The organism is Arthrobacter sp. SLBN-122 (genome assembly GCF_006715165.1).
Classification (GTDB): Bacteria; Actinomycetota; Actinomycetes; order Actinomycetales; family Micrococcaceae; genus Arthrobacter.
The window spans coordinates 2,877,092-2,902,193 of record NZ_VFMS01000001.1 but is presented as its reverse complement, the minus strand read 5'-3'; the positions used below and the strand labels follow the sequence as shown (position 1 = coordinate 2,902,193).

Here is a 25,102-nt window from a genome sequence, read left to right as displayed (position 1 = left end):
CCCGGAGGGCTACTTGCCCAGCCCGGCCTTCCTGAGCGCCTCAGCCATTGCCGTGTTGGCCGGCTGGGCTGGAGGAGTGGGGCGGCCACTGCCGCCGGTCCTGCCCGATGGCTGCTTCCCCGGCTGTTGCCGTTCCGGGCGCCCGCTGCGCTCGTCTTTTCCTCCGCCTGCTCCCCCGCGGTTGTCCTTCCCGCCCGGCTTCCCGGGGCCCGGCTGCGCTGAATCGCGCCGTCCGGAACCTGCACCGCCGCCGGCCGGTTCGTCGTCGAGCCTTAGCGTCAGCGAAATCCGCTTCCGCTCCGGATCAGCCTCCAGGACCTTCACCCGGACCACCTGCCCGGACTTCACCACTTCACGCGGATCGGACACAAAGCGGTTGGCCAGGGCGGAGACGTGGACCAGGCCGTCCTGGTGGACCCCGACGTCCACGAACGCACCGAATGCCGCAACGTTGGTCACGGTTCCCTCGAGAATCATGCCCGGCACCAGGTCGGCGATCTTTTCGATCCCCTCCGAGTAGGTGGCGGCGGCAAAGGCGGGCCGGGGGTCGCGCCCGGGTTTGTCCAGCTCGGCGAGGATGTCCCTGACTGTCGGCAGACCGAAGATATCGTCAACGAACTTTTGCGGGTCCAGGGAGGACGCGGGGGCGGAACCGGCGGCCACCAGGATCTTCCGCGCCACGGCGTACGCCTCCGGGTGCACGCTCGACGCGTCCAGCGGCTCCGCTCCCCCGGTGATCCTCAGGAAGCCGGCGCACTGCTCAAACGCCTTGGCACCCAGCCGCGGTACCTTCTTGAGGTCCGACCGTTTCTTGAAGGGCCCGTGTTCGTTCCGGTAGGCCACGATGTTTTCACTCAGCAAAGGCCCGACGCCGGCAACCCGGCTCAGCAGCGCGGGCGACGCCGTGTTGACGTCGACACCCACGGCGTTCACGCAGTCTTCCACCACGGCGTCAAGGCTCCGGTCCAGCTTCGATGCCGTCACGTCGTGCTGGTACTGGCCCACGCCGATGGATTTGGGGTCGATCTTCACGAGTTCGGCGAGCGGGTCCTGCAGTCGGCGGGCAATCGAGACGGCGCCCCGGAGTGAAACGTCCATTCCCGGCAGTTCCGCCGCGGCGAGGGCGGAGGCAGAGTAGACGGACGCGCCGGCCTCGGATACCACGAGTTTCTGCGGTTTCCGGTCGACGCCGGGAAGGAGCTTGATCAGTTCGGCTGCCAGTTTGTCCGTTTCACGCGACGCCGTTCCGTTGCCGATAGCGATGAGTTCGACGGCGTGCTGCCGCGCCAAACCCACCAGGGTGGCCAGGGCGTCGTCCCACTTCCGCACGGGTGCGTGGGGATAGACCGTGTCAGTGGCCACCACCTTGCCGGTGCCGTCCACCACGGCGACTTTGACCCCGGTCAGCAGTCCGGGATCAAGCCCCAGCGTGGCGCGATTTCCGGCGGGGGCGGCCAGCAGGACGTCGCGGAGGTTGGCGGCGAAGACCCGGACGGCTTCGTCTTCCGCCGCGGAGAACAATCTTGCGCGAAGGTCAGAGGTCAGGCGGGACAGCACGCGGGAGCGCCAGGCCACCTGCGCGGTCTGCATCAGCCAGGCGTCGGCGGGCCGGCCGCGGTCGGCGACACCGAGGAACTTTGCCACCGCGGACTCGTAGCGGGCGCGGGCGGCGGAAAGGGCGGCGTCGTCCGACGGGTCGGCTTCGGCGAGGTCCAGCTCAAGCATCCCGTCCTTCTCCCCGCGGAACAGCGCAAGGATCCGGTGGGACGGCATCCTGTCGGGCGCCTGGGCGAACTCAAAGTAGTCCGCGAATTTCTGGCCCTCCGCCTCTTTGCCCTTCTTGACGCGGGACACCATCCGGCCCTGGCTCCACAGCCGGTCCCGCAGATTCGCGGCGAGGTCGGGATCCTGCGCCACCCGCTCCACCAGGATCGCCCTGGCACCTGCGAGAGCGGCGGCGGCATCATCGATGGCATGCCCGCTGTTGAGGTACTTCGCGGCTTCCCGTTCGGGATCCAGATCCGGCCGCTTCACGAGCGTGTCGGCGAGCGGCTCCAGGCCTGCTTCCCGGGCAATCTGGGCCTTGGTGCGCCGCTTCGACTTGAACGGCAGGTAGATGTCCTCCAGCCGCGACTTGGTATCCGCTGCCAGGATTGCCGTGCGCAGTTCCGATGTCAGCTGGCCCTGCGCCTCGATCGCTTCGAGGACTGCACGACGGCGGTCCGCCAGCTCACGGAGGTAGCGGAGCCGCTCGTCGAGGTCGCGCAGTTGGGTGTCATCCAGTGTCCCGGTGGCCTCCTTGCGGTACCGGGCGATGAACGGAACTGTGGACCCGCCGTCGAGCAACTCAACGGCGGCCTTCACCTGCCAGGCTTTGACCCCCAGCTCGGCAGCGATCTGGGCAAAGATCGCGTCGGGCTCTGATGCGCTGGAGCGGGCGGACGCGGGGGAAGATGCTGGCAGTTGAGTCACCAGAACATCTTGCCTTACGGGCCTGCGGGGCTCCACCGCCACCAAGCCCGCGGAGGTGCCGCCGGGAACAGCAGCTATTCCCCTGGGGCGCGCAAAGTGCTGTAGTGGACTTGCCATCACTGGCACCCATGCTCGAGGAAGAGGCCACCATGCGGGAATTGCTGGTTGTGTTCCAGGACGGGTTCGACGAGGCGAACATCACCGTAACCGTGAACGGGAAGGCAGTGCGGAGGGATTTGGGCATCTCCACGAATCCGCTTCTCGGCATCGCATCAGAGGTCTCCGTAGAGCTGCCGGCCAAAGGTGCCCAGGTTGGTGTCGAGGTCACCAACCGTGGCCTGAAAGCCATCACCAAGGTCAGCGGCAGGCCCAAAAGCGTGCTGGTGTCCATCGAGGACGGACGCTTGGTGATGAAGGAAGGCACCGGCCGCGAAGCGGTGCTTTAGCCCGTTTTCCGCATGGCAAAAATGGCTCTGGTAAGAGTCCATTCGATGGAGTAGCATCTGATCACCGCCGGCATCCGATGGAGTCCGGCGGGCCACATAAGTCTTCAGCCGGGAGGCCGTCGGATGGCCTCCACGGCGCCGCTGCCCGGGACCAGCACCCCAGACAGCCAACGACGGCGGCACCCATGATGGGCGCCGCCGTCGTCGTTTTGTTCAAAGTGGCTGATCAGCCTCTTAGCCCTGGTACACCGGGTAATCCGTGTAACCGGTGGCGCCCTCTGCGTAGAACGTGGAGGCGTCGGGCTCGTTCAGCGGAAGGCTTTCCTTCCAACGGCGGGCGAGGTCCGGGTTGGCGATTGCGGGGCGGCCAACCACCACAGCGTCCGCGTGGCCCTCGGCCACCAGGCTCACGGCTTCTTCCCTTGTGGTGATCACGCCGAAGCCGGTGTTGACCAGGAAGGTGCCGCCGAAGCGTGCGCGAAGGTCCTGGACGAGTTCACCGGCAGGTTCGTGGTGCAGGATGCTCAGGTATGCCAGGTTGAGCGCCGCGATGCTGTCCACGAGGACCTCGTAAGTGGCACGAACATCCGCGGCATCCGTCTCGGCAATGCCCTGGACGTTGTGCTCTGGGGAAATGCGCAGGCCCACCCGGTTCGCGCCAAGGGCTGCAACCACGGCATTGATGGTTTCGATGACAAAGCGGGCACGGTTCTGGGGCGATCCGCCGTAGCTGTCCGTCCGGATGTTGGAGTTTGGCGCCAGGAATTCGTGCAGCAGGTAGCCGTTGGCCGAGTGCAGCTCCACGCCGTCGAACCCTGCCTCCATGGCATTCAGGGAGGCGTTGACGATTTCCTGGATGACCATGGGGAGCTCGTCCGTGGTGAGTGCATGCGGCACCGGGTACTGCTGTTTGCCGGCCGGCGTCCGGACAACACCGTCAATTGCTACGGCGCTGGGACCTACGACGGGAAGCCCACCGATGATGTCCGGGTGGGAAACCCGGCCGCCATGCATGATCTGGGCGAACATGCGGCCGCCTTCGGCGTGGACTGCGTCAGTAACCTTCTTCCACCCGGCCACCTGCTCCTGAGTGACGATCCCAGGCTGTCCGGGGTAAGCCTGGCCCACGGGGGTGGGGTAAATGCCCTCGCTGACGATGAGGCCAAGGGACGCGCGCTGGCGGTAGTGCTCGACGACGAGCGGGCCCGGGACGCCCTTCTCACCAGCGCGGAGGCGGGTGAGGGGTGCCATCACCAGCCGGTTGGGAAGTTCCAGTTCGCCGAGGGTGAGAGGGGAAAACAGCATGCGCAGTTCCTTTCGAAGGCTGAAGACGTACTGCCTATGCCAACTGTGGGGCGCGTGCAACTATTCCGAACTTTTGCTGGTGCGACGGGGATCACAGAGTGCTGTCTTTTCACTCCCGCCCTAGCGCGGTGCTCCGGCACCCGGACACCCCTGCCCCCGGGGATTGGCGTTGCAATCGTCCGCGTAGTTGCGGGTGAGCGACCGCCAGACGCTGATGCCTTGCGGCGGGGCGCTGAACTGGCCCTGGCCGGGGATTGGAAGGGGCGGGCCGGAGTTCACCGAATAGGTGCCTTGGAACGACGTCGTCAGCACCACTTGGAAGTCACCGGTGGATGCGTATGCGTGGCTGGTCCGGGTCTTCTCGCCCCACCGGTCCTGGGGCAATGCTCCACCCATCGACGGTTGCGGTCCGAAGACCGTGCCGTCCCCGTAATTCCAGGTGTACTGGACCGGCGTTGCCACAACGTGAACCTGTTGGCCGAACATGGTGATGTCGAACTGCTGTTCCGCCGCTTCCGCGTAGAAGTTGGTCTCAGCGCCTCTCAAGGTATTGGGGCTGGGCTGCGCCACGACCTTCCCCGCACTGACCGGCAGGTTCTGGAACTGCCGCTGGATATCGGCGGCGATCCGGGGCAGGAGATCCTCGGGCTTGGGATCGTAAAGGCAGGTGGGTCCCGAGTGGTGCGCCCAAACCGCGCCTGGTACGCCTCTTGGCCGCGACAGCCACATGACCGGAATGCCCTTGGCGCCGTCCTCCCGGTCCTTGCAGTCGAGCTGGCGGGCAAGGCACGGAGTGTCGAAATCCCCTCCGCCGAGGTGGCATTGGAGCTCGTACTTGTACTCGTTGGGGTCGTTTGAGGGCACCATCGGGTCCGCCGGGACGAACTCATTTCGTTCGGGGTCCCAAGTGTGAGCCCCCATAGTGAGACCGGGACTCCAAGCACCACCAAATTCTGGATCGTCAGCGCCCTCCGCCCGGGCTGCCCCAGCAGTAGATCCAACAGTCATGACGACCACGAATAGGAGAGAGAGCAGCCGCAGAAGGAACATTTGCTATCCAGCTATGCTTCCGAGCTCGACCACCGACCATCCATCCTCACCATAAGTAAGGATGAGCAGGTTGCCTTGATCTGGGGCTTGGGGGTCTGTCCGCGCCACAGTTCCGTCAGCTCTCATGTACGACAGGGGCTCTTGATGAACCTGCACTGCGACTTGGTACGTCGCATTCTGACCTTTAGTGAAGGTTGAATTTGTGACTGGTGTCGATAACGTCCCGCCGACCAACCACCGACCTTCCGAGTGCCAATCTTTAATCACTTTGCTGACCTTCTGGCAGGCTTCGCACGGATTTGGGGCGATACTCTCGAATAGGCCAAGGTCACCGGTTTCATATGCATAACTGAGAACGGAGAACCAATACTTCGTAAAAGCCTCTGCACCTTCCTTCGTCTCCGTCTTGGCCACTTCGGGCAGCACGGGAACGGGCACGTTTTGGGCCGGGCCTGACGCGTCGGCGGGCTTGTAGATGGCGCTGGGTGTGGGCGTGGGGGTTGGTGTGGCACTGGCCGTGGGCGTCTCGGCCGCCACGGGGGATGACGTGCCGCCGGCCCCGGGAGAGCCACCGGAATTGCAGCCGGACAAAACCACCGCAAAACCAATGACAAGCGCTGCTGCCCCAGACCGCACAGCGCGGGACGAAAAGAAGTTCTGTGATGTCATGGGCCGCTATTCCCCCAGTAGTTTCAAGACGGCTTGCTCCGAACAGTGAGTTAAGGGTAGCCCACGTCACACCACGGCGATTAAACTTATCCACAGGCATAACTCGCTCCCGGTTCTACCACCCCGAAATGCAACAGACGAAGTCACAAAGGAAGCCGGCGCATACCAAGGCACCGGCTTCCCTCATAAGATGACCACCCAGAACCAGCCTCCCTACTTCTGGGCCGGCAGCACCAACTCCCCCGTCTTGTCCGTAGACAAGGCGAGCGAAGAAACATACTGGATGCCGCCGTCGGGCCCGTCCTGCGCGGAACGCACCATGTCCGGCCGCTCAAATTCCAGCCCTGTCACGTGGCACAGGAACTTGGCGTCGCTCGGGTTCCCGTCGGCGTCGAACATTGGCAGGTCGATCCCGTCGTCAAAACGCCGCAGGTAGAACCGGCCACGGGTTACCACGGCAAGCACTGGCGGCAGCACCAGTGCCAGGCCCACCGCGAAGATCGGCGAGTACGGCTGGATGGCGGCACCGAACGCCCCAAAGAACACGGCAATCGAAACCCCGGCGGACACCAGCATGGACACGAATCCAACCGGATTCACTGCGTACAGCATGCCGCGGCGGAACTCCGGCACCTTCGGCGAGATCTTGAGCAGGTACTTGTTGATGGCAATGTCGGACGCCACCGTGACTACCCAGGCCATGGCGCAGTTGGCGTAAAACCCGAGGATGGTGTTGAGGAAATCGAACATGTTGGCTTCCATCAGGACCAGCGCGATCAGCAGGTTCACTACGACGAACACCATCCGGCCCGGGTACGTCTTGGTGATGCGGGTGAACGAGTTTGTCCACGCCAGGGAGCCCGAATAGGCGTTGGTGACGTTGATCTTGATCTGCGAGATGACCACCAGCACCACGGCCAGCGTCATGGCCAGCCAGGCAGGCATCATCTCCTGGTAGACGCCCAGGAACTGGTGCACGGGCTCATTGGCAGTAGCTGAGGCGGCGGGATCCAGCGTGGCGATCAGGTAGATGGCGATAAACAGGCCCACAATCTGCTTGATCGCACCAAAAATCACCCAGCCCGGGCCCGCGAGGATCACTGCGCGCCACCAGGCACCCTTATTCGCGTCGGTGCGCGGCGGCATGAACCGGAGGTAGTCGATCTGCTCGGCGATCTGCGCCATGAGGGACAGGCACACGCCGGCGGCCAGCATGACGGATGCCAGGTTCGGCCCACCGTCGCCGGACGCACCCGTGTACGCGAAGAAGCTGTCGATGCTCTCCGGGTGCGAAACAAGCAGGTAGCCCACGGGAACCACCATGAGCAGCAGCCACAGCGGGGTGGTCCACACCTGCAGCTTGGCCAGGGTGTTCATCCCGTAAATCACCAACGGAATGATGATGACTGTGGAGGCTGCGTACCCCAGCCACTGCGGGATGCCGAGCCCCAGCTCCAGCCCCTGCGCCATAATGGAGCCCTCCAGCGCAAAGAAGATGAAGGTAAAGGTCGCGAAAATAACGTTCGTGACCACCGAGCCGTAGTAGCCGAAGCCGGATCCCCGGGTAATCAGGTCCAGGTCGATGTTGTACCGGGCGGCGTAATAGGCCAGGGGAAATCCGGTGGCGAAGATGACGACGGCGGCCACCAGGATTCCCAGGATTGCGTTGACCGTGCCGTACGCGATGCCGATGTTCGCGCCGATCGAGAAGTCCGCCAGGTAGGCGATGCCGCCCAGCGCACTGGTGGCCACCACCCCGGCGCTCCACTTGCGGTAGGAGCGCGGCGCGAACCGCAGGGTGTAGTCCTCCAGGCTTTCCTTGGTGGCGTTGAGCGCGGCGGTAGTGCCCGCCGTCGTGCTTGCCGGAGAACGTCCGACGACGGCGGCACCGGCGGGTGCCTCCGGTTCCAGTAATTGCGTTGAATCCAAGTCGCTGCCCATTTGGGTGCCTCGCTTTCGTTTGCATGATGCCGTCACGGCCCTGCGTGCGACGCTATCCAGCGGGAAAGACAGCACGGTCACAGGCCTGTTTCCGAAGTGTTAAGCCTTGACGGCCTGTCACAAAGAGGCGGGAGGTGGGGTACAAAGCCTCTGGCGTATTTCTACCCTTAGTAGAAGAATGACCGCATGATGTTTGAACACGCGGACGGCAATCCCGTCCTGGAACTCGATGATGAGCAGTCGTGGCGTCTGTTGGCCGCAACGCAGCACGGGCGGCTGGTGGTTTCTGTTGCAGGGGAACCGGACATCTTCCCCGTGAACTATGTGACCTCGAACCGGAAGCTTTATCTTCGAACGGCTCCGGGAAACAAACTCGCGCAGCTCACCATCAATGCCCAGGTGCTGTTCGAGACGGACGGCATCCTGTCGCAGGAGGCCTGGTCCGTGGTCCTCAGGGGGACAGCACGGGTCCTCAGCAATTCGGATGAGCTCGCAGCCATTGAGCAACTCGGATTGAAGACCTGGGTTCCAACACTCAAGGACTTCTACGTGGAGATAGAACCGAAGTCCGTCAGCGGTCGGCACTTCGTGTTCGGCGAACAGCCCGAACGGGAGATCTAGGCCCTCCTAGACTGGAAGGATGGCGGACCGGCCCACTGCAGACAAGCTCACCCCAGAGCAGCGCAGCTGGAACATGTCCCGGATCCGCGGCAAGAACACCAAACCTGAGTTGCTGGTCCGCCGCCTCCTGCACGCCAAGGGCTATCGCTACCGCCTGCACGGCAAATCCGGCAGCACAAAACTGCCAGGCAATCCAGACCTCGTCTTTGCTGCCCGGCACAAGGTGATCTTTGTGAACGGCTGCTTCTGGCATTTCCATGACTGCAGGGTGGGACTGCACGCGCCGAAAGCCAACGCCGACTTCTGGGCCGCCAAGCGCACCAGGACTCGCGAGCGCGACGAAGGCCAGCGCCGCCAGCTCGAAGACGCCGGCTGGAAAGTACTCACGGTTTGGGAATGCGAACTTAAGGACCGGTCTGCCCTCGAAACCCAGTTGGTGGACTTCCTCGAAGCCGCCGGATGAGGCACGCTTCCTGAGGAAGCCACTAACTGCTGTATGGGCAGAAGCTGCTGGCCCCATCAAGAAAACCACAATTCTTGCCGGGTCTTCTGCAGGCTCAGGGGAACGGTCCTAACCTGAAAAGACGAAGCACCTCCACCTAGCCGCCGTGCTTCCCGGGTCCGCAATTCCAGCAGAAAGGAGTGTCATGAGCACGTCAGATGATGCGCCCAAGCCGCTGGTTGACCAGTCCGTCCTGGACCGGTTGCGGGAAGAACTCGAGGAGGAAGAAGGATACACCCTGGTCTTCGTAGGGAACTTCATCGAGTACCTGCCACAACGGCTGGGAAAGTTGCGGCTGGCCCTGACCACGGGAGACCTGGACGGGTCCATGGACGCCGTCCTCAGCTTGAAAACCTCAAGCCAAATGGTGGGAGCAGAGCGGCTTGCCGGACTTGCCCTGGAGTTGGAGAACGAGATCCGGGCCCAGGCGCGCCACGCTGACATGTCGATGGCACTGCCCAGGCTGGCGGCCACCTACCTGCGGCCCATCACCCAGTGCAGCAGGCAAACCACGCACCGGCTGCAGGCTCAGTGCTGCCCCGGCGCCAAGCGGTAACCCACCCCACGGACAGTCTGCAGCCACCGCGGATGCTGCGGCGAATCGCCCAGCTTTTTGCGCAGGTTTCCCATGTGGACCTCCACGGAACGTTCGTCTGCCTCGCTGATGTAACTGCCGACGTCGTAATCCTCGTCGCGGAGGCGCCGCACAAGGTCCGACTTGGTCCGGACTGTCCGGCCGGCTTCCAGGAGCGCGTACAGGAGTTCGAACTCCGTGCGGGTCAGGTTCATCTCTTGGCCGTCGACGGCCACAGTGCGGGAGGCGTAGCTGAGCTCCAGGCCGTTGTGGCTGAAGTTTCCGCGCTCGGGATGGGCAGAGCCGTCCGGGGAAGAAGCGTCCACCGCAACCTCGCCGGGGTCGGGAACGGAGCGCGGCCGCCGCATCATGGCCGCAACCCGGGCCCGCAGTTCCCGCGGCCGGAACGGTTTGGTGAGGTAGTCATCCGCACCCGATTCAAGCCCGATCAGCGTGTCCAGTTCCTCGGCACGCGCCGTGAGCATCACGATGTAAGCATCGGAAAACTCGCGGATCTGTCGCGAAACCTCGAAACCATCGATGTCCGGCAGCCCCAGGTCCAGGGTGATGACATCAGGATTCAGGCTCTTGGCCATCAGGACGCCCTCCGCGCCGCCGCTGGCGACACTCACGTCAAAGCCAGCCTGGGTCAGCACAGTGCGAACCAGTTCCCGAATGTCGTGGTCATCCTCGATGACCAGACCCACACGTGCCTCACTCATAGAGCCCCCTCAGTGCCAACGTCAGAAGTATAGCTGGCTGCCGATATCCTGCTGCTATGGCCTTGCACACCCCGACAACCGCGTCTTCCACGCCATGAGCAACCCCACAGCCTGGTCCTCCGGACGGCTGCGGTTTTTCAAGCGCCCCTTTCATGAATACCGATTGACGGACCGGGTGGCCTTGAGCCAAATGCCGTTGTTCGTGACCACCATCCTGACTGCCCTGCTGGTGTGGGGTTTCTTCCCGGACACCATGGACAACCCGCTGTTCGTCACCTTCCTCATCTCGCAGCTGGCTCTCATGGCGCTTTGCTACCTCATCCCATGGGAGCGGCTGCCCTACACCAGCTTCCTGGCCATCCCGCTGCTGGACTTCTTTTCCATCGCAGCTGGACGGGAAGGCGGCCAGGAAAGCTTGGCGGGCATCAGCCTGCTGGCCGTGTTCCCGGTGATATGGCTCTGCACATCCAGTTACTACCCGCGGGCTGCCTTGTGGCTCTCCTTTCTGGGACCCCTGGCCATCATCTGGGTGCCGCTGCTCCTGAAGGGGACCTACACGCCGCAGGACTTCGCCCGGTCGCTCCTGCTGCCGGTCATGATGCTGGGGATCGGCGTCTCCGTGAGCGTCCTGACCCTGAGCATGATGCGCCAGCAGAGCCAACTGGAGGAAAAGGACGAGCAGCTACGGGCCAACCTGCGCGTGAGCAAACGCCAGGAGTCACTGCTGAACACCGTGCTGGAAACCGTGCACCTTGGCGTGCTGGCTGTTGACGCGGACGGCCATGACATCCTGATGAACCGGAAGCAGCGCGCCAACCACGAACTGGCCCGGCCCAAGGATATAGCCGACCCCAACGAGTCACAGCTGCTGGTTTATGGCCCGGACCGGAAGACCCTGGTTCCCGTGGAGGAGCGGCCGGTGCGCCGGGCTGTCCTGGGCGAAACCTTCACCGATTACCTGGTCTGGCTGGGTGAGGGGAAGGACCAGCGGGCCCTGGTGACCACGGCGCGCGCCATGAAGGATTCCGACGGCAACTTCGCCGGTTCCGTGATCGTCTTCAGCGACGTGACGGACCTGGTGAACGCCCTCACCGCCAAGGACGACTTCGTCTCGAGCGTCTCCCATGAATTCCGCACACCGTTGACCTCCATCCTTGGGTACGTGGAGATCCTGCTCGCCGAGGACCCGGAAGGGCCCCAGCGGGACATGCTGGAGATCATCCGTCGGAACTCCGACCGGCTCCTGACCCTGGTTTCGGACCTGCTGTCCAGCCGGAACGGCCAGTTGGTCGTCACGCCCCACGCCGTGGATGTGGCCGAACTGGTGCGCAGCAGCGTGTCCTCGGCCCTGCCGCGGGCAGCCGTCGCCGGGGTTGAACTGCGGGCCGAAACGCCCAACCGCCTGGAAGCCCACGTGGACAGCGCACGGATCTCCCAGGTCCTGGACAACCTGGTGTCCAACGCCATCAAGTACTCACCGGACGGCGGTGAGGTGGTGGTGTCGCTGGCCCAGGAGGACGGGCACCTGGCCTGCCGCGTCAGCGACACCGGCATGGGCATGAGCCCGGAGGACTCCTCCGAGGTGTTCGCCAAATTCTTCCGCACCAGCAGTGTCCGCCGCACCGCCATCCCCGGCGTGGGACTGGGCCTGCCCATCAGCAAGGCAATCGTCGAGGCACACGGCGGCACCATCGGCGTCGACAGTACCCTGGGCGAAGGAACGACGTTTACGTTCCGGGTGCCGGTGTGAAAGGCCGGTGTGAAAGGACGACGGCGACGGGCGGCCGGATGCGTCAGTCTTTCCGGGCTTGACGGACCACTTCGCCCCAGGACTGGCGGGCGAGTTCCCGGACGGAGGCCAGGATGGCCGACGGCGGCTGGCTGAGATCCAGCGGGAACTCCACGATGTCGATGTCGGTGTTCAGGATGCGGCGGAGTTTTATGTCGCCCCTGCCCGCGTAGACGAGCCAGGCGGTGGGTACCGCCAGCGCGGTGCAGTGCGCCAGCATTTGGTAGTGGTCGGCGGTGAGGGAAGCACCGGAATCCGAGGCGGCGCGGTACTTGGCGTTGTAGGCCACCACCGGCCGGCCACCGAGCATGTGGACCGCGTCCGGCCGCACGGACAGGCGGTCCGAATCGCGCACCGCCTCACTGAGGAGGGCGTTGTACCGGAGACGTAGTTCTCCCGGATAGGCGGCCATCGCCGCGCGCAGGGCCGTCCCCACGAAGTCCTCGAACACCTGGGCCATGTCCACCACGAACGAGGCCGTCTGATGCTTACCCTCCCCGGCTTCGGCGGATGCATTCCGCAGGATCAGCTCTGCCAGGCGCAACACGGCGTGATACCGCAGGTTCATCCTGGTGGGCTTCCACGGCGGCACCGTCGCTCCGGCAGGAAGGCGCGTAACGGCGTCGAGCTTTCCCTTCAATTGCCGCAGCCGGCCCAGCACCTGGGGCCGGACCCCCGGCACCTGCCCCATCCGCTCCAGCGCGGCGCGCAGGATCCGGTTTTCCGCGATGTCCTCGGTGAACTCGTCGTAGGAGACCTCCAAGGGGACAAGCATCCCGGGACGGCGGGAGATCTGGTCCGAAATCCGGATCCTGCCCTTGACCGTCCTCAATGACTCATCCACGGTGAGGTAGCCCTGCAGGACGCCGCGGCCCAGCGCCCGCTCGGCCAGCTGCGCCAGCGATTCGGCCAGGGCGCTCCACAGGTCCAGGTCCTCGTCAGCTGCCACCAGGTCCGGCCGGAAGCCCTGCTCCCCCGCGTAGCTGAGCAGGAACAGGAGCCGGCTGAGTCCCAGCCGGTCCTTGGGCCGGACGTCCAGCTGGACTGTGGGTGTCCGCACGGAGCCAACCTTGCCCACTGGTTCAATCCGGTACAGCCCCAGGCCCATGGGGGACGCCTTGGCCAGGCCGCTGGAGTTCAGGAAGGAAGCGCTCGGGGCGTCCAGCCGCTCCACCAGGCCGCCGGAGAGCTCGTCCAGGACCAGGTGCCGCACGGACGCCCGGGGGTCAGCGCGCCGCAACGCGTCCCAGCAGCTGGTCCAGCCCGAAGCGCTCCTCCAGCTGCGCCCGCGTGAGTTGGCCGTGGTAGTGCTCCTCCAGCAGCGGCATCAGCTCGTACTTCCAGATCCGCCGCAGCCCGGCCGTGGTCTGGGCCGCCGGCTTCATGAAGTAGGACGGCCCGATCATCAGGTCGCGGTCCCACTCGTCAATGGCCTCGTTCAACGCGTCCAGCAGCAACGCCGGAGTGGTGTCCAGCTCCCTGGCCTGCAGGAACCGGAGCAGGGAGCCTTTCACGGGCTCAGTCTGCGGGTGCAGCTCGATGAAGGAGAAACGCCGACGGATGGCGGCATCCATCATGGCGATGGAGCGGTCCGCGGTGTTCATGGTGCCGATGATGTAAAGGTTGTCCGGCAGCGTGAACGGTTCGTTGGGGCTGTACTGCAGGTAGATCCGGTCGTCGCGGTATTCCAGCAGGAAGTACAGCTCGCCGAACACCTTGGCCAGGTTGGCGCGGTTCATCTCGTCGATGATCAGGAAGTAGGGCTTCTTCTCGTTGCCCGGCTTGGCGGCCTCCTCCGCCAGGCGCCGCAGCGGGCCGGCCACCAGTTTGAAGGACACCTGGCCCTCGTCCGTCTTGTCCGGCCGATAGCCCTCGAAAAAGTCCTCATAGGCATAGGACGGGTGGAACTGCACCAGCTTGACGCGCTCGTCAGTGCTGTCCTCCGCCAGTTCCGCGGCGAGGTGCTTGGCCAGGTAAGTCTTGCCGGTCCCCGGAGGCCCGTACAGGACCAGCTGGCGGTTCTCCTCCAGCAGGTCGGCGATCTCCTGGAGCGGTTCCAGCTCCATATGCAGCGACGCCGCAAACTCCTGCGTCAGCGGGCGGAAGCCCTCCTGGACAGGGATGACGACGGCGGCAGCGTCAGCGTCGCCGTCGGGCTCGGTTTCCGCCTCGGCCGGCAGCAGCGCCTGCAGCGCCTGGACCACGCGGGTCACGTCCACCACGATGCCGGGGGTGGCGAGCTGGCGCTGGACGTGCCGCGGAAGGCTGGTGGTGGTGTGCCCGTCGTCGAACCAGCGCACCTTGCGCCGGAGCCGGCGGTTGTCATCGTTGTACTCGGGCTCCCCCAGCACACCGCCCAGCCGGACGCTGCCGGCGTGCTGGTAGAGCACCAGGTCGCCGGGCTTCATGACGGTCAGGAAGGCAAACACCGCCGTCTTGGTGTCCTCGCGCTCCACGTAGCCAAGGTGCTTGTAGTCCTCGTCCACGGCGTGCTGGACCAGGCCGGCGGTGACGCCGGGACCCAGGTGTCGGAGATGTTCGACGTCGAGGGTCACTTTTTCCTCGCTGTGCCAGGCCGTGAGCAGCTCGCCGTGGTCGCTGTGCGTCCGCAACAGCCAGGCGCGGCGGCCGGGGTCGCCCACTTTGCGCCACTGGCTGACCAGTTGCCGGGAGTACCAGTCGATGCGCTGACCGGCCTGCTCGTCCAAGTGCAGCCGGATGCGGTGGATGTCCGCGGTGATGTCCTCTTCGCTGTCGCCCTTGGCCCCGCCCACCAGCGAGGCGAACGCGTCCCGGATTTCCTGCCGCTCCACGTCCGCCACCACCGGCTCGAAGTAGCTGGGCCAGGCGAGGAACTCGATGCTGCGGCGAATGGCGGGCTGGTCGTCCGGGGTGGAGGCCGCGAGGAGGTGGAACTGCTGGGGATCCTTGATGGCGGCCTGCACCACGCCTGCAGGCCGCTGCGCCACGTTCTGCACAAACCGGCACAGCCACTTGAGGTGGTCCCAGATGGTCCAGTTGAATTCAGCGGTCCGGTCGCGGATCACGCCGTGGTCCGTCATGCCCGCATACAACTCATCGGGAAGTTCCAGCGGCGGCTCCAGCCACCCGGCGGCCTCGGCCACGCGGGCGCGCTTGACCTTGAGAGACTTCACCTCGTGGGCCAGCGGAAGTGACTGCAGGAAAAGCAGTTCCACGGCCAACTGCTTGGCCCCGCGGGTGGCGCCCTCCAGGTTTTCGCGGAGGTTGGTCATCATGGGGGCCTTGGAGTCAGCGATGCCCCGGTCCAGCCGGTCAAGCAACTCCGCGGCCGCCGGAACCGACCATGTCCTGGTGCGGCCGTCCAGGGGTGAAGCCTTCCCCTGGAGACCCGGTCCCAGCACAAACCACGCCGCATCCTCTATCTCCTTGGAGATGCCGAGGGCGCGGGTCATGGCAACAGTGGCAGTGGGGGTCATGCCCTCAAATTTACAGGGTTCAACTGGGCGGCCGCTCCACGCGACCGGCCGCCTTACGCCAAACCAGGGTTACTGGCCCGTGGCCTCTCGCTTCCTGCCGAAGACGAAGTACCCCATGGGGCCAATGAAATTGATGAAGGACGCTGCCCGCCACGCGGCCTTGGGCCCGTTGATCAGCTCAGCAGGCCTGCGCGAGATGTCCCGCTGGGCGGCAACCAACAGGGACATCTGGACGACCGCCGTGATGATGATTCCCGCCTTGCCGGACGGGGACATTTCCTTCCAGGTCTTCTTCTTCCTGCCGGCACTGATCTTGTTCCTGGCCATCGGGCTTTCCTTTCGAGTGGGTGGTGGTTCCAGTTCTGTGGTGGTTCCAGTTCGTGGTTGTTCCAGTCCAGTGCGTCCAGTGCACCCCTGTCCAGAGGCTTACTGCCTGTAGGGGGCCATCCGGTCCTTCTGTTCCTGGGTGAGCCGTTGCACGCGGCCGGTGGCTTCGTCGACGAACGCCAGGTGGCTGCTCGCTTTCACACAGTCCTCCCGGGTGACCGGGTCCTGGAGCAGGTAGTGGATGTCGAAGCTGGCCCCCTTGACGGCACCAATCCAGACCTGCACCACCGCCGGAATGTTGCGGTACTCCAGCGTCCGGACGTAGCGGATCTTATGGTCCACCACCAGCGCCAGGGTTCCCTCCGGAACGTCGTTGAACAGCGATACCGGGGGCTCAACTCCGGGGAGGCCGGCGCCCCGGGGCGGCCCGAAGGCGGCGATCCGCGCCTCCTCCAGCATCCGCACGATCTGCACATTGTTGATATGGCCGTAGGCGTCCATGTCGCCCCAGCGCATGGGCACCAGGACCTCAATCCGACCGCCGCCATGCTGCCCGGAGCCCTCCGCGGTTTCCTGTCCATCGTCCTGCCGCTGCAGCCGCTGGGCTGCCTGGGCCTGCTGCGCGCTCAGCTGTGCACCGCCGTCGAATCATCCACGGGTACTTCCCCGGCGTCCGCACCCGCGAACTGCGACATGTAGAGGCGGTGGTAAGCGCCTCCGGCTTCAAGCAGCACCTGGTGGTTGCCCTGTTCCACGATTTGTCCGTTCTCCATGACCAGGATGGTATCGGCATCGCGGATGGTTGACAGCCGGTGCGCGATCACGAAGCTTGTCCGGTCCGAGCGGAGCGCCGCCATGGCCTTCTGCACCAGGAGTTCGGTGCGGGTATCCACGGAGCTGGTAGCTTCATCCAGGATCAGCAGCGAGGGATTTGCCACGAACGCCCGGGCAATGGTGATGAGCTGTTTCTCCCCGGCACTGACGTTGTTGCCTTCTTCATCGATCACGGTGTTGTAGCCCTCGGGCAGCGCCCGGACGAATCGGTCCACGAAGGTGGCCTTCGCGGCGGCCATCACCTGTTGGTGGGTGGCGTCGAGGTTGCCGTAGCGGATGTTGTCGTAGATGGAGCCGCCAAACAGCCACGCGTCCTGCAGGACCATACCCACCTTGGATCGCAGCTCCGAGCGGCTGAGGTGGGTGATGTCCACCCCATCGAGCATGATGGAGCCGGAGTTGAGCTCGTAGAACCGCATGACGAGGTTTACCAGCGTGGTCTTGCCGGCGCCGGTGGGGCCCACGATCGCCACGGTGTTACCCGGTTCGGCCGTGAAGGACAGGTTCTCGATGAGCTTCCTGTCCTCCGTGTAGCTGAACGTGACGTTCTGGAAGTCCACGTGCCCGTCGGTCTTGGCCGGCAAGTGTTCGGTGGCTGTTTCGGCGTCCTGTTCGTCGGCGTCCAGGAATTCGAACACGCGCTCGGAGGACGCAACACCGGACTGGAGCATGTTGGCCATGCCCGCCATCTGGCCCAGCGGCTGGGTGAACTCCCGGGAGTACTGGATGAAGGCGGTGGCATCGCCCAGGGACATGGCACCGGATGCCACGCGCAGGCCACCCACCACGGCGATGCCCACGTAGCTGAGGTAGGAGACGAACTGCATGACCGGGAAGATGATCCCGGACACGAACTGTGCTCCGAAGCTTGCTTTGTACAGGGCTTCGTTGCGTTCCTCGAACCGGGCCAGCATGTCCGCATCACGGCCAAAGACGCGGACCAGGTCGTGCCCGGAGAAGGACTCCTCGATCTGGCCGTTCAGTGAGCCGGTGTTCTTCCACTGGGCTGCGAAGAGCTTCTGGCTCCGGACCCCGATCAGGCCCGCGGCCACGCCGGACAGCGGAAGGGCGACCAGGGCAATCAGCGCCAGCTGCCAGGAGACGATGAACATCATGATCACAATGCCCACCACTGTCAGCACAGAGTTGACCAGCTGGGCAAAGGCCTGCTGGAGCGCCTGCTGGATGTTGTCGACGTCGTTGGTCACCCGGGAGAGCACGTCGCCGCGCTGCCGCGTGTCGAAGTAGTTCAGCGGCAGCCGGTTCAGCTTGCTCTCGGTATCGTCACGCAGCCGCCGGATGACCTTCATGACGATCCGGTTCAGCACGTACCCTTGCAGCCACATGAAGATGTTCGAAACGAAGTACATGAGCAGGACGATGGCGATGAGCATGCTTAGCTTGTCGAAGTTGATGCCGGTACCTGGCACCAGTTCCATGCGGGACACCATGTCCGCGAAGTTGTCCTGCCCCTGCTGGCGCAGGCCGGACACGAACTGTTCCTTGCTTGCTCCCGCGGGCAACTGTTTGCCCACCACCCCTGCGAAGATGACGTCCATGGCCTGGCCCAGGATCCTGGGGGCGATCACGTTCAGGACCACGGAAATGACTACCAGGCCCACCACGGCGTAGATGCCCACCGCTTCCGGCTTGAGCAGGCCCATGAGCCGTTTGGCGGAAGGCCAGAAATGCGCGGCTTTCTTGGCAGGCATGCCGCCGAACATGTCCCCGTCCGCTTCGGAGGGCGTGAACTCCTCCTCGAAGAAGTCGTCATCCTCCGGCTGCACGGCACCAGGTTGCGCCTCCCCTGCAGGTGCCTGGGCGGACAGTGGCATCTCTTCCACTGGGGTGGAGTCTTTCTTCCGCGGGGTCATGCCACTTCCTCCACGCTTAGCTGGGATTCGACGATTTCCTGGTAGGTGGGCGAGGTTTCCAGGAGTTCCTCATGCGTGCCGCGGTCCACGATCCGCCCGTTGTCCAGCACCAGGATCTGGTCGGCCTCTGTAATGGTGGAGATCCGCTGGGCCACGATGATCACGGTGGCGTCCGAGGTGGTGCGCTTGAGGGCGGCACGGAGCCGGGCGTCTGTGGCAACATCCAGGGCGGAGAAGGAGTCGTCGAACAGGTAGACGCGCGGTTTGGTCACCAGCGCGCGGGCGATGCACAGACGCTGGCGCTGGCCGCCGGAAACGTTGGTGCCGCCCTGGGAGATCCGGGAATCGAGCCCGTTCTTCTTTTCCCGGACAAATGATTCACCCTGGGCTACCCGCAGCGCATCCCACAGTTCCTGGTCCGTTGCCTCGGTCTTGCCGAATCGGAGGTTGTGCTCGATGGTGCCGGAGAACAGGTAGGGACGCTGCGGCACCAGGGCGACGCGTTTGGTGATCTCCGCGCGGTCGAGCCTGTCCACCGGGACGCCGTCCAGCAGCACCTGGCCTTCTGCGGGGTCGTACAACCGCGGCAGGAGGGACAGCAGGGAGGTTTTGCCGGCACCCGTGGACCCGATGATCGCGATGGTTTGTCCCGGGCGGGCAGTGAAGCTGATGTTGCTGAGCACGGGTGACTCGGCGCCCGGGTAAGCGAAGGTGACGTTGCGGTATTCGACCACACCTTCCAGGGCGGCCGGCGCCACCGGACGCAGGGGGTCGTGGATGGAAGGTTCGACGCCGAGCACCTCGCCGATGCGGTCCGCGCAGACTGAGGCACGCGGAATCATCATGGCCATGAACGTGCCCATCATGACGGCCATCAGGATTTGCAGCAGGTACTGCAGGAACGCGGTCAACGACCCCACCTGCATGGCACCGGCGTCCACCCGCTGACCGCCAAACCAGAGCACCGCGGCAGTGGACAGATGCAGGATCATGCTGATGGCCGGGAACATCAGGACGAACAGGGCGCCGATGCGCAGCGAGACGTCCGTGAGCTCCTTGTTGGCGCCGCCGAACCGGTCCGTCTCATACGGTTCGCGGACGAAGGCCCGGACCACCCGGATACCGATGATCTGTTCACGCAGGACGGCGTTGATCCGGTCGATCTTCCGCTGCATGGAACGGAACAGCGGCATGAGCCGGACCACTAGGTATCCCACCACCACGGCCAGCAGCGGGACGGACACCCACACCAGCCAGGACAGATTGATGTCCTCGCGGAGCGCCATGATGATGCCACCGATGCACATGATGGGGGTGGCAACCATGAAGTTCAACCCCATCAGCAGGAGCATCTGCACCTGCTGGACATCATTGGTGCCGCGGGTTATCAGCGTGGGTGCCCCGAAGGCGTTGACGTCCTTGGCGGAGAAGCTGGTGACTTTCCGGAATACAGCGCGGCGCAGGTCGCGGCCCACCGCCATCGCCGTCCTGGAGCCGAAGTAGACGCCGGCGATGGCCGCAGCCACCTGGGCGAACGCCACGAGGAGCATCACAGCGCCGGTGCGCCAGATGAAATCGGTGTCCCCGCGGGCCACCCCTTCATCGATGATCTGCGCGTTCAGGCTGGGCAGGTAGAGGGCGGCGATCGTGGATGCGAGCTGGAAAATGACCACAGCAAGGATGTAGGGAAAATACGGTTTGGAGTAGCGCCGTATCAGGGTGAGGAGCATGGACCCAACTCTAGTGACGCCCACCGACATTGGGTCCCTTTGGATGCTACTTTTCCGGACGGAACCCCTGCGCGGATGGGTCCCGGGCCGGCAGCAGCGGTAAAAGCCGCAGCCCGCACCGGGAGTGTTTTCCCGGTGCGGGCTGCGGCTTCGGTATTGCCTTCGCGGGGTCAGGCGGCTCCGGCAGGGAGAGGCTACTGCGCGCGGCCCTGTTCCGAACCGGCGCCCGCGGATGGGGCATTGGCAGACGGAGCGGCAGCGGACGGAGCTGCAGCACTGTGCTTGCCGCGCCCTGCAAGGTACAGCGCGGCAGCCGCCTGGACCTTCCGCTCCTTCAGCAGTTTGCGCTGGAGCCTACTCAGCTCCGCGGCCGTGGCTGCCTGTTGGGCTGCCACCTCCTGCTGGGAGCGCAGCTGCTCCTGGATGTCCAGCACCAGGCCGCCCAGTTCCACCTGCTGGCGGGCCAGCAGGTGCTGGGTGTCCTGCAGTTTCTGGAGTGTGGCAGCGGCGCTGGCCACGGCGTCGGCAGCCTTGTCGACGGTCCCGGCGGAGAGGGCGTCAACGGAGCCCGCGTCAACGGATCCCAGGTCGAGCCCATCGGAACGGAAGCTCTGGGCAAAGGCTTCCTCGAAGTCCTCCGTAGCCACCCGGCCGGACGCCGCGGCGGCAGCGGCAGCACCGCCGTCGTACATCTTTGCCGGTGCACCGGCAGTGCCTGCACGCGCGGCACTCCTGGCGGGCATCGCGCTCCCGGCTGCGGCGTTGCCGTTCGCACCGGGAGAGACCATGGGCAGCTGGCCGGTCATCGCGGTCATTCCCGCTTCGCCGGCGGCGTTCGCCTGCAGCGTGGCCTCAGGGGTGATGTCCACGGTCTTGCGCAGCGGTACTTCCTTGATGAAGATCACGGCGAGGAGGGCCACCGCGCTCACGATGGCGGAGATCATGAAGATCCCGGCTGTGGCGTCACCGTAGGCGGCGCGCATGACGTCCGCCACCGGCACGGGCAGGTCCTTGAGGTCCAGGGTGGCACCGCTGTTGCCGGAAGCCTGGATGCCAAGCTTCGAAAGCCCGTCGGTGGCAAGGTCCTTGACGTGGTTGGCCATGACAGCGCCCAGGACGGACACGCCGATCGCGCCGCCCACGGAGCGGAAGAAGGCAACGGAGGCACTGGCCGAGCCGATGTCCTTTGCCTGGACCGTGTTCTGGACGGCCAGGACCAGGTTCTGCATCAGCATGCCCAGGCCGATGCCGAAGATGCCGGTGTAGAGGCCGGTCAGCCAGAGTTCGGTGGTGTGGTCCATGGTTCCGGCGAGTGCCAGGCCGCCGATCAGCAGGATGGTGCCGCCGATCAGGAAGCGCTTCCACTTGCCGTAGCGGCTGATCAGCTGGCCGGACACCACCGAACCCACCAGGTTGCCGGCGATCATGGGCAGGGTCAGCAGGCCGGCCTCGGTGGGCGTGGCGCCGCGGGCCACCTGGTAGTACTGGCCCAGGAAGGTGGAGGAGCCGAACATTGCCACGCCGACGGCCACGGAAGCCACGATGGCCAGGGCCGTGGTGCGCTCGGAGATGATCTTCAGCGGGATGATCGGCTGCGACACCTTCGATTCAACCAGCACCAGCAGTGCGAGCAGCAGGACGCCGCCGCCCACCATCACCGCGGACTGCCAGGACCACCAGTCGTAGTAGTCGGCCTTGCCGGCGAAGGAGACCCAGACCAGGAGCAGGCTGACGCCTGAGGTGAGCAGTATGGCACCGAGCCAGTCGATCTTGGCCGGGCGCTTGACGTGCGGAACCTTGAGCGTCACCTGGAGCAGGATGAGGGCGACGACGGCGAGCGGCACGCAGACGAAGAACGTCCAGCGCCAGCCGAGCGAGCTGTCGACAATGAAGCCGCCGAGCAGCGGACCGCCGGCAGTGCCGACCGCCATGACGGCGCCCATGTAGCCGGAGTACTTGCCGCGTTCGCGCGGCGGGATGATGGAGCCGATGATTGCCTGCGCCAGGGCAGTGAGCCCACCCATGGCGATACCCTGGATCACGCGGGCGGTCAGCAGGAACGGAATATTCTCGGAGAAGCCTGCCATCACCGAGCCGGCCACGAAGATCACGATGCTCAGCTGGACCAGGACCTTCTTGTCGAAAAGGTCGGCGAGCTTGCCCCAGATGGGGGTGGTGGCTGCGTTGGCCAGCAGCGCGGCCGTGATGACCCACGCGAAGTCCGTCTGGGTGCCCTTGAGCTCGGACATGATGGTTGGCAGCGCGTTGGCCACGATGGTGCTGCTGAGGATGGCCGTGAAGAAGGCAGCGAGAAGACCGGTGAGGGCCTCCATGATCTGCCGGTGGTTCATGACTGCGCCGGGTTCGTGGCGCTTGGATTGCCGCGACTCCTGTTTGGCGCTGCGCTGGCGCTGGCGCTCCTGTTCCTGGTCCGCGGCGGCGGTGACGTTAGCCATTGATGGACTCCTGCTTTTCGTGTTCAGTGATGGTTCCGGCCGCCCTTGCCCGGATGGAATTCTTCAAGGATGAGGTGAGCTTGCTCAACATCGCGGCTGTTGCAGCGGCGTCGTCCTCGTTCCAGTCGGCGAGGTACGCCTGGAGCGTCTCCGTCCGGTGCTGCACCACCTCTGCGAGCTTTTCCTGCCCCCGCGGGGAGAGTGCCAGCAGCTGCGCCCTGCCGTCGTGCGGGTCCGGAGTGCGGACCACCAGGCCCGCGTCCGCCAGCTCAGCCACGTGCCGGCTGAGCACCGGAGGACTGACCCCAAGGCGCTCGGCCAGGTGCGCGGCCCGGGTCTCCCCTTCGCCGATGAACCTGAGCACGCCCTGGAGGGCGATGCCGGTGTCCTGGCCCTTGATGTTGGCCATAGTGACGCAGCGCAGTGCACGCTGGAGGTCATAGATATGGCTGACGAGGTCGGCTGCGGTGGCCGGTGCGACAGACATGATCCTCCTAAAGAATTAGTTGCTGCAAGCAACTGTATCGGAAAAAGGTTGCTTAGGGAAACGAAGTTGTTGGGGAAGTGCCTTTACAACAGCGCTCCCCCACTTCACCGGGCGAACCGGGAGGTGAGGGAGCGTTGCTGGCCGAGGGTGCGTTCAAACGTCCACGTGGGTGGGGGCGAACATCTTCAGGAGGGTTTCAACCACGACGACGTTGGGCCCGTCCGCAGCGAAGCCGGCCTTAAGCGCGTCCCCCACATCCTCCGGCGCAACCCTGGTGGCGGGCACGCCGAACGATTCGGCAAGCTTGACGAAGTCCGGGCGGGCCAGTTCGGTGGCCGTTGCCATGCCGAACGCACCCACCATGTATTCGCGCAGGATGCCGTAGCCGCCGTCGTCCACGATCAGCCATGTGACCGGAACGTTGTGCTGCTTCGCGGTGGCCAGCTCGGCAATGGAGTACATCGACGAGCCGTCGCCGGAGACGGCCAGGACGCGTCCGGGCCTGCCCGTGGTTTCCAGTCCCACGGCCGCTCCGATGGCACCGGGAAACGCGAAGCCCAGGCCGCCGGCGCCCTGCGCGGAGTGGAACTGACCTTCACGGGCGTCCCAGCAGGACCAGCCCCAGTAGGCGGCGATGGTCATGTCCCAGAACGTCTGCATGTCCGCGGGGACGGCCTCGCGGATGTCGGCCATGAACTTCAGCTCCTTGGCCAAGTCCTGCGATTCCAGCCGGGCGCGGACCTTGGCGAGGGACTCCTTGACCAGCCCTTCGGGAGTGGAACCATGCCAGTCAGGACTTGTGGTCCTGCCGGACTGCAGTGCCTCGTCCAGGGCTGCGAGCGCCTGGCCAGCGTCGGCACGGATACCCAGGCCGGGCCGGTTGGACTCGAGGACCCGCGGCTCGGCGTCGATCTGGATGATCCGCCCGCGCGGTTCAAAGGTGAAGTAGTTGGAGGTCACCTCGCCCAGGGAGGAGCCGACCACCACCAGGACGTCGGCGTCCTCCAGGACGTCGGTCATGTAGCGGTCCTCGATCCACGCCTGCAGCGACAGCTCGTGGTTCCAGGGGAACGCACCATTGCCGCCCGGGGTACAGATCACCGGGGCGCGCAGTTTCTCCGCGATGGACAGCAGGGACTTCTCCGCCTTGCCGCGGCGGGTTCCGCCGCCGGCGATGATGGCCGGGCGCTTGGCTGTCTCCAGCCACTTGACGGCCTCCCGCACCAGTTCGATCCGGGGCGGGTTGTCCGCCGCCTCGGCCAAGGCATCCTCCACCGGAGGCACCATGATGGGGTCCAGCAGCACGTTTTGCGGGATCTCCAGCCACACCGGACCCTGCGGTGAGGAGATAGCCTCAGTCCAGGCATCCTGGATGGCGGACGGGATGCCCGAGGCGTGCTGGATCAAGCGCTGGCTCTTGGTCACGTTCGCCGCAGACGCCTTCTGGTCATCAAGCTGGTGCAGCATTCCCTTGCGCCGGGCACCCAGACCCTCCAGTGGAATCTGGCTGGCCACCACCACCATGGGCACACCCGTGGCGTACGCCTCCTGCAGGCCTGCCAGGGAGGTCAGCGCGCCGGGCCCGGTGGACAGGAACAGCACGCCCACTTCCCCGGTGGCGCGGGAGTATCCGTCGGCGGCAAAGGCTGAATTGTTCTCGATCCGGGAGGAGACGAAGTGCAGATTGCCCCGGCCCATCGCATCGAACAGTCCCAGGGCATGCTGGCCCGGGATGCCAAACACGGTCTTCGCGCCCAGCGCTTCGAGGGTCTCGACGACGAGGTCCCCGCCATTACGTACACCGCTCCCCTGCCCTTCGGCGGGCACGCCCAATTCGCTCACCGC

At 65.1% G+C, this 25,102-nt stretch carries 20 protein-coding genes; 5 read left to right on the top strand and 15 right to left on the bottom strand.

Features of this window, described 5'->3' with window-relative positions; all coding sequences use genetic code 11:
• Window positions 1-9: 9 nt before the first annotated feature.
• A complete protein-coding gene (locus FBY36_RS13515) occupies window positions 10-2,463 on the bottom strand; it encodes a Tex family protein (RefSeq protein ID WP_235008952.1) in 2,454 nt (817 codons plus the stop codon).
• Window positions 2,464-2,600: 137 nt separating this feature from the next.
• Between FBY36_RS13515 and FBY36_RS13510 the strand changes: the two genes are divergently transcribed.
• Window positions 2,601-2,918, top strand: coding sequence for a hypothetical protein (locus FBY36_RS13510; protein ID WP_056331318.1), 318 nt, complete (start codon window positions 2,601-2,603; stop codon window positions 2,916-2,918).
• 234 nt (window positions 2,919-3,152) lie between these two features.
• Here the strand turns inward: FBY36_RS13510 and FBY36_RS13505 are convergent, their stop codons facing one another.
• From FBY36_RS13505 to FBY36_RS13495, 4 genes are all read right to left on the bottom strand, one after another.
• Window positions 3,153-4,223: an alkene reductase gene (locus FBY36_RS13505; RefSeq protein ID WP_142120149.1), complete on the bottom strand. Its 1,071-nt coding sequence runs from the start codon at window positions 4,221-4,223 to the stop codon at window positions 3,153-3,155.
• Window positions 4,224-4,343: 120 nt separating this feature from the next.
• Window positions 4,344-5,144: a PKD domain-containing protein gene (locus FBY36_RS13500; protein WP_142120147.1), complete on the bottom strand. Its 801-nt coding sequence runs from the start codon at window positions 5,142-5,144 to the stop codon at window positions 4,344-4,346.
• Between the two features lie 132 nt (window positions 5,145-5,276).
• On the bottom strand, window positions 5,277-5,942 hold the full coding sequence (locus FBY36_RS21145; protein ID WP_442858245.1) for a DUF6318 family protein: 666 nt from the start codon (window positions 5,940-5,942) through the stop codon (window positions 5,277-5,279).
• A gap of 213 nt (window positions 5,943-6,155) precedes the next feature.
• Entirely contained in the window at window positions 6,156-7,883 is a 1,728-nt protein-coding gene (locus FBY36_RS13495) for a purine-cytosine permease family protein (protein WP_142120145.1), read from the bottom strand.
• A 186-nt stretch (window positions 7,884-8,069) separates the two neighbouring features.
• On the opposite strand from FBY36_RS13495, the gene FBY36_RS13490 reads away from it, so the two are divergent.
• From FBY36_RS13490 to FBY36_RS13480, 3 genes are all read left to right on the top strand, one after another.
• The gene (locus tag FBY36_RS13490) at window positions 8,070-8,504 is read left to right on the top strand and encodes a pyridoxamine 5'-phosphate oxidase family protein (protein ID WP_142120143.1); all 435 of its coding nucleotides are present in this window, start codon (window positions 8,070-8,072) and stop codon (window positions 8,502-8,504) included.
• A 19-nt stretch (window positions 8,505-8,523) separates the two neighbouring features.
• On the top strand, window positions 8,524-8,967 hold the full coding sequence (locus tag FBY36_RS13485) for a very short patch repair endonuclease (RefSeq protein ID WP_142120141.1): 444 nt from the start codon (window positions 8,524-8,526) through the stop codon (window positions 8,965-8,967).
• Window positions 8,968-9,151: 184 nt separating this feature from the next.
• Window positions 9,152-9,562 (top strand): Hpt domain-containing protein, encoded by a 411-nt coding sequence (locus FBY36_RS13480; RefSeq protein ID WP_142120138.1) that lies wholly within the window; start codon window positions 9,152-9,154, stop codon window positions 9,560-9,562.
• Here the strand turns inward: FBY36_RS13480 and FBY36_RS13475 are convergent.
• On the bottom strand, window positions 9,535-10,302 hold the full coding sequence (locus tag FBY36_RS13475) for a response regulator transcription factor (RefSeq protein ID WP_200830494.1): 768 nt from the start codon (window positions 10,300-10,302) through the stop codon (window positions 9,535-9,537). The genes FBY36_RS13480 and FBY36_RS13475 overlap by 28 nt on opposite strands.
• Before the next feature lie 94 nt (window positions 10,303-10,396).
• On the opposite strand from FBY36_RS13475, the gene FBY36_RS13470 reads away from it, so the two are divergent.
• Window positions 10,397-12,052 carry a sensor histidine kinase gene (locus FBY36_RS13470; RefSeq protein ID WP_142120136.1) on the top strand — a complete coding sequence of 552 codons (1,656 nt, stop codon included), beginning with the start codon at window positions 10,397-10,399 and terminating at the stop codon, window positions 12,050-12,052.
• A 43-nt stretch (window positions 12,053-12,095) separates the two neighbouring features.
• On the opposite strand, the gene FBY36_RS13465 is transcribed toward FBY36_RS13470, so the two are convergent.
• The 9 genes from FBY36_RS13465 to FBY36_RS13425 all read right to left on the bottom strand — a co-directional run bounded on the left by FBY36_RS13465 (window position 12,096) and on the right by FBY36_RS13425 (window position 25,099).
• The gene (locus FBY36_RS13465; protein WP_200830493.1) at window positions 12,096-13,331 is read right to left on the bottom strand and encodes a 5-methylcytosine restriction system specificity protein McrC; all 1,236 of its coding nucleotides are present in this window, start codon (window positions 13,329-13,331) and stop codon (window positions 12,096-12,098) included.
• A complete protein-coding gene (locus FBY36_RS13460; RefSeq protein WP_142120134.1) occupies window positions 13,318-15,549 on the bottom strand; it encodes an McrB family protein in 2,232 nt (743 codons plus the stop codon). The genes FBY36_RS13465 and FBY36_RS13460 overlap by 14 nt, the downstream gene beginning before the upstream one ends.
• A 69-nt stretch (window positions 15,550-15,618) precedes the next feature.
• Window positions 15,619-15,876 (bottom strand): hypothetical protein, encoded by a 258-nt coding sequence (locus FBY36_RS13455; protein ID WP_142120131.1) that lies wholly within the window; start codon window positions 15,874-15,876, stop codon window positions 15,619-15,621.
• Between the two features lie 99 nt (window positions 15,877-15,975).
• Entirely contained in the window at window positions 15,976-16,392 is a 417-nt protein-coding gene (locus FBY36_RS13450; RefSeq protein ID WP_142032699.1) for an acyl-CoA thioesterase, read from the bottom strand.
• 110 nt (window positions 16,393-16,502) lie between these two features.
• Window positions 16,503-18,584 (bottom strand): ABC transporter ATP-binding protein, encoded by a 2,082-nt coding sequence (locus FBY36_RS13445; protein ID WP_142120129.1) that lies wholly within the window; start codon window positions 18,582-18,584, stop codon window positions 16,503-16,505.
• Entirely contained in the window at window positions 18,581-20,314 is a 1,734-nt protein-coding gene (locus FBY36_RS13440) for an ABC transporter ATP-binding protein (RefSeq protein WP_142120127.1), read from the bottom strand. Before FBY36_RS13440 ends, FBY36_RS13445 begins: the two co-directional genes overlap by 4 nt.
• Before the next feature lie 194 nt (window positions 20,315-20,508).
• On the bottom strand, window positions 20,509-22,770 hold the full coding sequence (locus tag FBY36_RS13435; RefSeq protein WP_142120125.1) for an MDR family MFS transporter: 2,262 nt from the start codon (window positions 22,768-22,770) through the stop codon (window positions 20,509-20,511).
• A complete protein-coding gene (locus FBY36_RS13430; protein WP_142120124.1) occupies window positions 22,763-23,257 on the bottom strand; it encodes a MarR family winged helix-turn-helix transcriptional regulator in 495 nt (164 codons plus the stop codon). The genes FBY36_RS13435 and FBY36_RS13430 overlap by 8 nt, the downstream gene beginning before the upstream one ends.
• 153 nt (window positions 23,258-23,410) lie before the next feature.
• Window positions 23,411-25,099: a thiamine pyrophosphate-binding protein gene (locus FBY36_RS13425; RefSeq protein ID WP_142120122.1), complete on the bottom strand. Its 1,689-nt coding sequence runs from the start codon at window positions 25,097-25,099 to the stop codon at window positions 23,411-23,413.
• Window positions 25,100-25,102 lie beyond the last annotated feature (3 nt).